A 10,772-nucleotide genomic window follows, 5' to 3' on the forward strand; every position below is an offset into this window, starting at 1 on the left:
TCCTGCTCGAACATGCCGTTCGGCTGGTTCAATGCCTATGGCCACGCCGCGGCGCGCGGCGACATCGACCTTGTCGCGCATGTCGGTGACTATCTCTACGAATATAAGGCCGGCGACTATCCCTCGGCGAAGCAGGCGCTGTCCGGACGCGAGATCCAGCCCGCGCACGAGATCGTCGCGCTTGCCGATTATCGCCTTCGCTATGCCGCCTATCGTGCCGACCCCGACCTGCAGAAGCTGCACCAGCTATTCCCCATGATCGCTCAATGGGACGATCATGAATTCGCGAACGACGTCTGGAAGGGCGGCGCCGAAAACCACAATGAGGGTGAAGGCGACTGGATGGCGCGCATGGCCGCCGCTGAACGTGCTCATCGCGAGTGGATGCCCGTCGCCGACACGCGTTGGCGCCAATATCAGGTCGGCGACCTCGCGACGATCTTCCTCCCCGAAACGCGGGTGACGGCCCGCGACCGGCAGTTCGAGGTCGACGAGATCGTCGCGGGTGGCGGCGACGCCGCCGCGAAGCTCAAGCAGTTCACCGAAACCGGCTATCGCGACCCGGCGCGCCAGATGCTCGGCGCCGCGCAGGAGAAATGGCTGTTCGACGGGCTCGCCGCCTCGACCGGGACGGGAACGCGCTGGCAGGTCTGCGCGCAGCAGGTCGTGATGGGCACGCTCTTCACGCCGCCCGAGACGCGCGAGTGGTTCGCTGGCGAACAGCCCGACTATATCCGCCGCCGGGTCGAGGCGGGCCAGCTTGCGGCGAAGGCGGGCCTGCCGCTCAATCTCGACGCGTGGGACGGCTATCCCGCAGCGCGATCGCGCCTGCTCGCCGCGGCGCAGCGCGCCGACGCCGACCTCGTCACGCTGACCGGCGACACGCACAATGCCTGGGCCTTCGACCTCGCCGAGGACGGCCGGCCGGCGGGTATCGAGATTGCGGGGCAGAGCGTTACTTCCCCGGGCTATGAAAGCTATATCAAGGGCGTGGCCGACGAAGCGCGCGTCTCGGCGCTGCGCCGCTCGTCGCCGCAACTCAAATGGGCGAACACCGAGGATCGCGGCTATGTGACCGTGCAATTCTCCCCCGATCGGGTGACCGCGAACTGGCATAGCGTCGAAACGATCCGCGCGCGTTCGCTCGCGCTGAAGGCTACGCACAGCATGACCGCGGAGCGCGGGCGGCGCGTCTATAACGCCGCCTGATCGCCGCCGGGATCGGCTGGCGACCGCCCATTCGCGCGGCCGGACTTCGGTCGTGACATGGATGTCGCCGCCGCCCGCGCTGCCCGACCCGAAGTAGAGCCGGTCTGCCGCGTCGGTGCGCGGGAAGCGTTCGGCGCTCCGGCGTCCGATGGTGCCGCGACAAGGGCAGCGCTTGACACGTATAACTATATGGTTATGAGAAAATACATAGCCAGTGAGTTATGAATTATGACGCAGCCCTCGCCCGATCTTCTCTTCAAGGCGCTCGCCGATCCCAGCCGGCGTGCGCTGTTCGAAAGGCTCTGCCTCGAAGGCGAGCAGACGGTCGGGGCACTCACCGTGGGCGCGGGCATTTCGCAGCCCGCGGTGTCGAAACATCTCGGCATCCTCAAGCAGGCCGGGCTGGTGCTTGACCGGCACGAGGGACGCCAGACGCATTACCGTGCGCAGCAACGCGCGCTCGCGCCGCTGGTCGACTGGACCGGCCGCATGAACCGCTTCTGGGAAGCGCGGTTCGACGATCTCGAAAATTTGCTCAAAAGGATGGACCAATGACCAACACTGACACCGACGTGCGCACCGTTACGGTCGAGCGCGAAATACCGCACCCGCCCGAAAAGTTGTGGCGTGCGCTGACGCAGCAGCATCTGATCGAGGAATGGCTGATGAAGAATGACTTCGGCCTCGATCTCGGTCACCGGTTCCAGCTGCACGGCGACTGGGGCCATGTCGATTGCGAGATTCTCGATGTCGATCCGGGACGGACACTGTCCTACGCTTGGAATACCACGCACGATGATCCGGCCTATGCGCTGGACAGCGTCGTCACCTTCACGCTCGAACCGACGCCTGCCGGCACCTTGCTGCGCATGGAGCAGGTCGGTTTCCGCCCCGACCAGAAGCAGGCCTTCGGCGGCGCCAAGGGCGGCTGGAAGATCCACCTCGAAAATCTCGAAAAGGTTGTCGCGGGTCTCGACTGAACGTCAAACAGGGAGAAGAACATGAACTGGAGTCTATGGATCCGGCAATTTCACCGCTGGGTATCGATCATCTTTTCGGCGATCGTGCTCGCCATTTTCGTGACGCTCGGCCTGGGGCATCAGCCGGTCGAGTGGGTCTATTATCTGCCGCTTCCGCCGCTCTTCCTGCTGATGTTTTCCGGTCTCTATATGTTTTTCCGGCCCTATTTCGGGAAGCGCGGTGCCTCGAGCTGATCAGCCGTAAGGCGGCGTGTCCTCGAACTCGGCGAACCACGGATAGTCGTTCGCGACGCTGACGGTGAAGTTCGCGGGGCGCTTTTCAAGGAAGCTCGACACGCCCTCGACGGCATCGGCGCTGCGCCCGCGGGCGAAGATCGCGCGGCTGTCCCAGCGGTGCGCGCTCATCGGGTGGGGCGCGCCGAGCATGCGCCACAGCATGTGGCGGGTGAGCGCGACCGACACGGGCGCGCTATGGTCGGTGAGCTCGCGCGCCTTGGCGATCGCGGCGTCGACCAGTCCGCCGGGCGCGTGGACAGACTGGACGAGCCCTTTTTCATAGGCTTCGGCAGCGTCGATCAGGCGCCCCGAAAAGCACCAGTCGACGGCAGTCTGGATACCGACGAGGCGCGGCAGGAACCAGCTCGACGCCGCCTCGGGCACGATACCGCGGCGCGCGAAGACGAAGCCGTAGCGTGCGGTCTCGCTCGCGAGCCGCGCGTCCATCGACAGCGTCATCGTCGCGCCGATCCCGACCGCAGCGCCGTTGATCGCGCCGAGCACAGGCTTTTTGCAGTCGAAAATGCGCATCGACACGCGCCCGCCCGAATCGCGGATCAGCGGGTGCGACCAGTCGATTGTACCGTCTGCGGCGACCGGGCTCGCAGCGATGCCGTCGGGCAGGATCGCTGCCTTGTCGGTGCGCTTGTCATAATCGAAGGTCGCGGCGCCCTGACCCAGGTCGGCGCCGGCGCAATAGGCGCGGTCGCCCGATCCGGTGAAGATCACCGCGCGTACGCCGTCGTCGGCGTCGCATTCGTCGAGCGCGGCGACGATTTCCAGCATCATTTCGGTGGTGAAAGCGTTCATCCGGTCGGGGCGGTGCAGCGTCAGCAGCGCGACGCCTTCGTGGCGGTCGAGGCGAATCTGGTCGAAGCTCATCTGTCTCTCCCTTGGTTATGAGCATCGTTGCAAGCGATGCCCGGGAGTGCAAGCTCTAGTTGACGTAAGCGTAAAGGAAGATCCTCCCTGCCGCGAAGCGGTGGGGAGGGGGACCGCTCGCGAAGCGAGTGGTGGAGGGGTTGCGGCGTCGCGTCATTACCCCTCCGTCAGCGGCTCCGCCGCCACCTCCCCATCGCTTCGCGACAGGGAGGATCATTGGCGAAGTGACTGATGACGCGCCGCCGCTTTGTCGCTATAGGCGCCCCATCGCCCCGGCGGCGCGCCTCCTGCTGAGTCGCTTTGCCGGGGTCATTCATTTGGTTCCGGCAGAAAGTTTGAACGCCATGTCCCGTCGCCGCCAGATTTACGAAGGCAAAGCGAAGATCCTGTACGAAGGCCCCGAACCGGGCACGCTGATCCAGTATTTCAAGGATGATGCGACCGCGTTCAACGCCCAGAAAAAGGGCACGATCAGCGGCAAGGGCGTGCTCAACAACCGGATTTCGGAGCATGTGTTCACGCTGCTCGGCAATATCGGCGTGCCGCATCATTTCATCCGCCGCCTCAACATGCGCGAGCAGCTGATCCGCCAGGTCGAGATCGTGCCGATCGAGGTGATCGTGCGCAACGTCGCCGCGGGCACGCTGTCGAAGCGCCTCGGGATAGAGGAAGGGACGCAGCTTCCCCGCACCCTGATCGAATATTGCTACAAGGACGACGCGCTCGGCGACCCGCTCGTCGCCGAAGAGCATATCGCCTGCTTCAACTGGTGCAGCCAGGACGAGCTTCACGACATTCAGGACATGGCGATCCGCATCAACGACTTCATGAGCGGCATGTTCGCCGCGGTCGGCATCCGCCTCGTCGACTTCAAGCTCGAGTTCGGCCGGCTTTACGAAGGCGACTTCAGCCGCATCATCCTCGCCGACGAGATCAGCCCCGATGGTTGTCGTCTGTGGGACATGACGACGAACGAAAAGCTCGACAAGGACCGTTTCCGCCGCGATCTCGGCGGCGAAGTCGAAGCCTATCAGGAAGTCGCGCGCCGGCTCGGCCTGCTGCCCGAGGGCGGCGAGAATGCCGTGCTCGACCTCGAAAGCCACCGGAAGAAAAAGGGCAGCTGAGGCTGCCCAACGATCGTCATCCCGGCGAAGGCCGGGATATCATCGCTGCGTCATGAGGCACCAGGCGAGATTCCGGCCTTCGCCGGAATGACGGATCATTTTTCGGGCGCCGCCTCAAATATTGATGCTCGTCGGGATCAAACTCGGCTGCAGATAGGGGTAAGGCTGCATCCGCTCTGCATTGCGCGCCGCGATCTCCGCCTCGACCCCCACGAGCGCCGCCTGGAACCAGGCGAGCGGCCCTTCGGCTCCCGTCACGCGCGGATCCTGAAACCAGGGCGGATAGGGAAAGGCGTTGCTGCGATAGTCGCCGAGCGGACGGTAGTGCACCGACCCCAGCAGTTCGAGCACGTTCAATTGTTCGAGCGCGAGCGCCATCGGCGGCATCATCGCGAGCCAGCCCGCCTTGTCATGCCCGCGCTGGCCATTAGGCGCCGCCTGCCAGCCCGCACCGGTGACCGCGGGGGCAAAGGCCATGATATCCTTTTGTGGGAAATTGACCGCGGCATGCTGCGCGCTCGCGGTGAACATCACCATCGTGCAGACTTCGGCGAGCTGCGCGCGCGTCGTCACGGCCCCGAAACCCTTGATCTTCGCTTCACCCGCAAGGCACGCCGCCCAAGCGGTCAGCTCGGTATCGCCGACGACATCGGCGTCATGCGCGTAATAAAGGTCGACATATTGCCGCGCCCATTCGTGGATCGCGTCCCATACGAGCAGCGCATCGTCGCGGTACGGATAATCGGCGAGCGCCGAATCCATCCCGACCCCGCGCGCTGAAAAATCGGCGCGCGGCATCTTGCCATAAAAATCGAACGCCAGCCGTGCGTCGACCGCGGCGAGCTGGCTCGACGCGATCGTGCCCGCGAAAATATGGTCGATCGGGCCGTTCGCCGCGATCAGCGAGGTTGCCGCCTGTTCGTTGATGAACAGCGTCCCCTCGAAATGCGGGACGAGCAGCGCCCAGATCGGGTGCACTTCGGCCAGATGGCGGTGCGTCGCGACCGCAAAAGCCTCGATCACCAGATGTGTGCGCGCGAGGTGCGCGAACAGCTCGTGATAATTGCCGTCGGCGACCTGCACGACGAACTTCGCCATTTCCCATCCCCATAGCTTGTCGGCGACGGGCGAGGGGGTGAAGATCGGATAGTCGGCCGGGCTCTGCCCGCACTGGATCGCGACGGGCACGAGCGAGGATCCGCCCGGCGGCACCGCGAACAATGCCACCGGCTGCCATGCATTTTTGGCTTGCCCGCCATAGGTGCCGGGATCGAGCACTTCGAGCGGTTGGTAGTCGAGCAGGAAGAGGCGCCTGTCGGCGAGCGCGGCGCCCAGCGTGTCGCCATTCACCACCGCGCTATATTTGGCGGCGCTCAGCGGAAAATTGGCGGGCAGGGCATCGCCGACGGCGGTGATCAGCATGCAGTTCGGACCCTGGACGCGCAGCCGCGCGAACTCGCTGTCGTCCTGAAACATATAGCTGACGCCCGGCACGGGCAGCGTCCTGAACAGCGCGCGATACGCCTCGATGCTGCGCAGCGTCTTGCTGCCGAGCCCCTCGGCGTCCTCGACCTTCATCAGCTCTTCGAGCCTATTCTTGTAACCCTGAAGCAGCGCCACATGGGCATCGCGTTCGGCGGCGGCGACGGCGTTTTCGACGTCGCCCACGATGCGCTCGAAAATATTGCCGCCGGTATGCACGCCATGTTCGACCGCAATCTTCGCTGCGGACGCTTCGATCGCATCGCATTCGGCGAGCGCGGCCTCATATTCGGCGCGCGGGCTGTCGAACTCACCCTTGTCGACGCCGCCGAGCTTCACCGTCAGCGCGTTGCGCACGATACCCAGCCCGACGCCGATCAGGATCACGAACCAGGCGATCGTCGGCTCGTCATTTTTCGGCACGCTGGTCGCGAGCGGCACGCCGGGCAGCGTGGGCACATCGGTCGTCCATGTATAAACGGCCCGCGTCGCGGTCAGCTGCGCGGCGCGCGCCGCCTGCTGGGCGGGCGTGTCGTTCTGTGGCAGCGTCGGGCCGCTTGCCGGCATTGGCACGGTCGGCGCAGCGGCAGGCGAAGTTAACGGCGGCATCGGATAAGACATGGCGTGGCTCCTGTCGGGCGCGACAAATTCGCCGGTCGCTATCGCCAAACATGGTTAATATTTCGCAAGCCATGCGCTCGCATGGGGCCGTTAGGTAAGTGATAAGACAAGCTTTCATTCCTTAACCCCTGCTTTACTCGGCCTTGCTATCCCGCCGTTATGACGGGTGTCTATCACTGGCTGCGCACGCGCTTCTTTCCGCCGATTCCGGACGCGATTCGGGACGATGTCGCCTTGCTGCGCGCCAATCGCGTCGAAACGCTGACCCCGATGCTGTTCCTGATGCTGGCGGCGACAACCCCGACCGCCATCTATGCCGGGGTGCCGACGGTCCACCCGATCGTCCGCATCGGTTTCCCGGTCACGCTCGCGATCATCGGCCTGCTCGGCTTCCTCTTCCTGATGCACAAGCGCGGCCGGCGGATGAGCCTGCGCCGCGCACGGCGGATAATCACAGAATCGATGTGGCTGTCGGGGACGACGGGCGCTATGTGCAGCGCCTGGACGGTGATCAACTGGCTCGCCGCGCCGCCCTCGACACATAGCTATTATGCGATGATCATGGCGATGGGTTCGCTTGCGACCGCCTATTGCCTGTCGTCGATCCGCCTCGCGACCTTCATCAACCTGCTCATCGGGCTGGTGCCGATCTCCTTCCTGATGCTGACGTCGGGCAACCCGCCCGAAATCGCTGCGGGCACCAGCCTCGTCGTCGCGACGATCTTCCTGCTGCGCATGATCCTGCAACAGCATGATCAACTGATCGACCTGCTCCAGCTCCAGCACCAGATGCGCGACCTCGCGCACACCGATCCGCTGACCGGCCTCGCAAATCGCCGCGAGTTCGACATGCGGCTCGACGAAGAGATTGCGAAAGGCGACGCGGCCAACCCGTTCGCGATCGCGCTGCTCGACCTCAACGGCTTCAAACCGATCAACGACCAGCACGGCCATGCGATCGGCGACGGCGTATTGTGCGAGCTCGCCGAACGCCTGCGCCGTGCGTGCGGCGACCATGCGGTGGTCGCGCGGCAGGGCGGCGACGAATTCGCGATCCTCGTGCCCGCCGGGTCGATATTGCTCAAGACCTCGCTCGCCGACCATGTTCTCGCCGCGCTTGCCGCGCCCTACCGCATCGGCGGCCGTTCGATCGGCGTCGGCGCGGGCATCGGCACCGCCATCTGGCCCGAGCATGGCGACAGCGCGCGCAAATTGTTGGAGGTCGCCGACCGCGCGCTCTACGCTGCGAAAGCCGCCGATCGCGAGAAGGCGTCGTCTGTCGAAAGCATCGGCCGGGTCGCGTAACACTGGCTTGACCGTCCGAAGGGCGGTGGCCACATCTGGTGCATGACCAAATCCTTTGTCCGGCGTGCTTCGACCGCGCTGTCACCCCTCGTCTTCCTTATCGCCAGCACCGCCCCGGCCTGGGCCAGGGAAGCGCCCGCAAAGGTCGCGACGCCCGCGGCGGTCAATCCACAGAGCGAGGCGGCCAAGGCGTGGAATTTCGCGGCGAGCGACGTGCCGGTCGATCCGAACATCATCTTCGGCGTGCTCCCCAACGGGATGAAATATGCGCTGCTGAAAAACAGCACGCCCAAGGATAGCGTCGTCCTGCGCATGCGCTTCGCCGTCGGCAGCTTTGCCGAGGCCGAAGACCAGCGCGGCCTCGCGCATTTCCTCGAACATATGGCGTTCAACGGATCGACCAACGTGCCCGAGGGCGAGATGATCAAGCTGCTCGAACGCAAGGGGCTGGCATTTGGCGCCGACACCAACGCCTCGACCGGCTTCGACGAGACGATCTACAAGCTCGATCTTCCCAACGCGTCGGACGACCTGATCGACACCGGGCTGATGCTGATGCGCGAGACGGGCGGCAATCTGACGATCGATCCCGCCGCGGTCGACCGCGAGCGCGGCATCATCCTGTCCGAACGGCGCGCGCGCGACACCTATCAGCTGCGCAGCCTGATCGACCAGCTCGACTTCCAGATGAAGGGGATGAATGTCGCGAACCGCATCCCGGTCGGCACCGAGGAGGTGATCAGAACCGCGCCCGCATCGCGGCTCCGCGATCTCTACGACCGCTATTATCGTCCCGAACGCACGACGCTGGTGATGGTCGGCGATTTCGACCCCGCGGCGGTCGAGGCGAAGATCAAGGCGCGCTTTGCGGACTGGAAGGGCCGCGGCCCCGCGGGCGCCGACCCCGAAATCGGCAATGTCGATTACAAGCGCGCCGCGGCGGCCGACGATTTCGTCGATCCGGCGATCCAGGATTCGGTGACGATCGCGAGCTTCAAACCGTGGGTCGACGAGCCCGATACCAAGGCGAAACGCACGCGCAAGCTCGCCGAGGATGTCGGCGAGGCGATCGTCAGCCGCCGGCTCGCGAAGATTGCGCTGAACGAGGATTCGCCGATTTTGACGGGTTATTTCAGCGACGCCGAGGGATGGAAGACATTCGATCAGGTCACTGTCGGCGCGGTCGCGAAGGAAGGCGCGTGGAAGGAGGCGCTGGCGCTCGTGGAGCAGGAACAGCGCCGCGCGATCGAGCATGGCTTCACGCAGGCTGAGGTCGACGAGCAGATCGCGAACCGCCGCACCGCGTACAAAAACGCCGTCGCCGGCGTGACGACGCGGCGCAGCGACGCGCTTGCCGACGCGCTGGTGTCGGCCGCCGAGGGCGACTTCGTCTTCGCCCGCCCCGAAACCTCGCAGGCGCTGTTCGAGGCTGCCGCGCCGTCGCTGACCGCCGCGGCGATCACAGCGGCGTTCCAGAAGCGCATGGACGGGCTCAGCGCGCCGCTTGCGCGCGTGACGGCGAAGAAGCCGGTCGAGGGCGGCCCCGGCGCGGTCCTCGCGGCGCTGCGTGCGTCGACCGAGGTTGCCGTCGCCGCGCCGACCGAGGCCGCCAACGCCGCCTTCGCCTACGACAATTTCGGCACGCTGGGCAAAATCGTCAGCGACGAGCGCGTCGACGATCTCGGCATTCGCCGCATCCGCTTCGCCAACAATGTCATGCTCAACATCAAGACGACCGATTTCCAGAAGGACAAGGTCATGCTGTCGCTGCGCGTCGATGGCGGCAATTTGCTCGCAACGCGCGATGACCCGACCAAGGTTGCGCTCGCCGGTTCCCTGATGTTAGGCGGCCTCGAAGCGCACAGCCTCGACGAACTGCGCTCGATCCTCGCGGGCAAGACGATCAGCCCGGTCTTCGGCAATTCCACCGACGCATTCGGCGGATCGGCGCTGACCTCGCCCGAGGATTTCGCGCTGCAGGCCAAGCTGATGGCGGCGTACCTCACGCACCCCGGCTATCGCCCTGACGGGCTTGCGCTGATCCGCCGCGTCCTGCCGCAGCAATATGCCGCGAATGATGCGACCCCGGCGGCGGTGCTCGGCCGCGACGCGGGCGGCATCCTCGCCAACAATGATCCGCGCGCGCAGACCCCGCCGCTGGGCAAGATGATGACGCTCGACTGGGCGCAGCTGAAGCCCGTTGTCGCCGACAGCTTTGCGCATGGCGCGATCGAGATCGGCGTCGTCGGCGACATCGGCGAACAGTCGGCGATCGATGCGATTGCGGCGACGTTCGGGGCGCTGCCCGAGCGGCGGGCGGCGTTCGATCCACGTACCGACGCGCGCATCCGCCAGTTCGCGACCGACCGCAGCGAGCGTACGCTGATCCACAAGGGACCCGCCGAACAGGCCGAACTGCGCGTCTATTGGCCGGCGCGCGACGACAGCGATCTCGCCGAGGCGATGCAACTCACCCTGCTGTCGCGGGCGATGCAGCTGATGCTGACCGAGGAGCTGCGCGAAAAGCTCGGTGAAAGCTACAGCCCGGGCGCCGCGGCGAGCCTGTCCGACGAATTTCCCGGCTATGGCCATCTCTTCGCCGCCAGCAATGTCGATTACAAGGATCTCGCGACGACCCGTGCGGCGATCTTCGCGATCGCCAAGGAACTGCGCGACAAGCCCGTTGACGCCGACCTGCTCGACCGCGCGCGAAGGCCGCTGCTCGAGGCGATGGTGAAGTCGCGGCGTGAGAACAGCTATTGGCTGAACTATGTCGCCGAGGCGACGAGCCACGCCGACCGCCTCGACCGCAGCCGCAGGGGCATCGGTGCGGTCGAAGCTGCGACGCCGGCTGAGTTGCAGGCGCTCGCGAAGCGCTATCTGGTCGATGACA

Annotated in this window: 9 protein-coding genes; 7 read left to right on the top strand and 2 right to left on the bottom strand. The window is 65.3% G+C overall.

Annotated elements, in window-relative coordinates; all coding sequences use genetic code 11:
* The 4 genes from VJ811_RS17545 to VJ811_RS17560 form a co-directional block, all read left to right on the top strand.
* Positions 1–1,209: alkaline phosphatase D family protein (locus VJ811_RS17545; RefSeq protein WP_324074761.1), on the top strand; the 1,209-nt coding region annotated here is incomplete at its 5' end.
* Between the two features lie 228 nt (positions 1,210–1,437).
* Positions 1,438–1,764 (top strand): metalloregulator ArsR/SmtB family transcription factor, encoded by a 327-nt coding sequence (locus VJ811_RS17550; protein WP_324074763.1) that lies wholly within the window; start codon positions 1,438–1,440, stop codon positions 1,762–1,764.
* Positions 1,761–2,189: an SRPBCC domain-containing protein gene (locus tag VJ811_RS17555; protein ID WP_324074764.1), complete on the top strand. Its 429-nt coding sequence runs from the start codon at positions 1,761–1,763 to the stop codon at positions 2,187–2,189. Before VJ811_RS17550 ends, VJ811_RS17555 begins: the two co-directional genes overlap by 4 nt.
* A 21-nt stretch (positions 2,190–2,210) precedes the next feature.
* A complete protein-coding gene (locus VJ811_RS17560) occupies positions 2,211–2,423 on the top strand; it encodes a hypothetical protein (RefSeq protein ID WP_324074767.1) in 213 nt (70 codons plus the stop codon).
* Here VJ811_RS17560 and VJ811_RS17565 read toward each other — a convergent pair whose 3' ends face one another.
* Positions 2,424–3,347 carry a crotonase/enoyl-CoA hydratase family protein gene (locus tag VJ811_RS17565; RefSeq protein WP_324074769.1) on the bottom strand — a complete coding sequence of 308 codons (924 nt, stop codon included), beginning with the start codon at positions 3,345–3,347 and terminating at the stop codon, positions 2,424–2,426. It lies immediately after the preceding gene.
* 344 nt (positions 3,348–3,691) lie between these two features.
* Between VJ811_RS17565 and purC the strand changes: the two genes are divergently transcribed.
* Entirely contained in the window at positions 3,692–4,471 is a 780-nt protein-coding gene (purC, locus tag VJ811_RS17570) for a phosphoribosylaminoimidazolesuccinocarboxamide synthase (protein WP_037513919.1), read from the top strand.
* A 114-nt stretch (positions 4,472–4,585) separates the two neighbouring features.
* On the opposite strand, the gene VJ811_RS17575 is transcribed toward purC, so the two are convergent.
* The gene (locus tag VJ811_RS17575) at positions 4,586–6,574 is read right to left on the bottom strand and encodes a lipoxygenase family protein (RefSeq protein WP_324074771.1); all 1,989 of its coding nucleotides are present in this window, start codon (positions 6,572–6,574) and stop codon (positions 4,586–4,588) included.
* A gap of 159 nt (positions 6,575–6,733) precedes the next feature.
* Between VJ811_RS17575 and VJ811_RS17580 the strand changes: the two genes are divergently transcribed.
* Both VJ811_RS17580 and VJ811_RS17585 read left to right on the top strand, forming a co-directional pair.
* Positions 6,734–7,879 carry a diguanylate cyclase domain-containing protein gene (locus VJ811_RS17580; protein ID WP_324074773.1) on the top strand — a complete coding sequence of 382 codons (1,146 nt, stop codon included), beginning with the start codon at positions 6,734–6,736 and terminating at the stop codon, positions 7,877–7,879.
* A gap of 42 nt (positions 7,880–7,921) precedes the next feature.
* Positions 7,922–10,772: M16 family metallopeptidase (locus VJ811_RS17585; RefSeq protein WP_324074775.1), on the top strand; the 2,851-nt coding region annotated here is incomplete at its 3' end.

The organism is Sphingopyxis sp. (genome assembly GCF_035250425.1).
GTDB lineage: Bacteria > Pseudomonadota > Alphaproteobacteria > Sphingomonadales > Sphingomonadaceae > Sphingopyxis.

What these genes read in the sequence shown, in the direction of transcription:
- VJ811_RS17550 (WP_324074763.1), top strand. Translation starts at nt 1,438, where the DNA reads ATGACGCAGCCCTCGCCCGATCTTCTCTTCAAGGCGCTCGCCGATCCC.
- VJ811_RS17555 (WP_324074764.1), top strand. Translation starts at nt 1,761, where the DNA reads ATGACCAACACTGACACCGACGTGCGCACCGTTACGGTCGAGCGCGAA.
- VJ811_RS17560 (WP_324074767.1), top strand. Translation starts at nt 2,211, where the DNA reads ATGAACTGGAGTCTATGGATCCGGCAATTTCACCGCTGGGTATCGATC.
- VJ811_RS17565 (WP_324074769.1), bottom strand. Translation starts at nt 3,347, where the DNA reads ATGAGCTTCGACCAGATTCGCCTCGACCGCCACGAAGGCGTCGCGCTG.
- purC (WP_037513919.1), top strand. Translation starts at nt 3,692, where the DNA reads ATGTCCCGTCGCCGCCAGATTTACGAAGGCAAAGCGAAGATCCTGTAC.
- VJ811_RS17575 (WP_324074771.1), bottom strand. Translation starts at nt 6,574, where the DNA reads ATGTCTTATCCGATGCCGCCGTTAACTTCGCCTGCCGCTGCGCCGACC.
- VJ811_RS17580 (WP_324074773.1), top strand. Translation starts at nt 6,734, where the DNA reads ATGACGGGTGTCTATCACTGGCTGCGCACGCGCTTCTTTCCGCCGATT.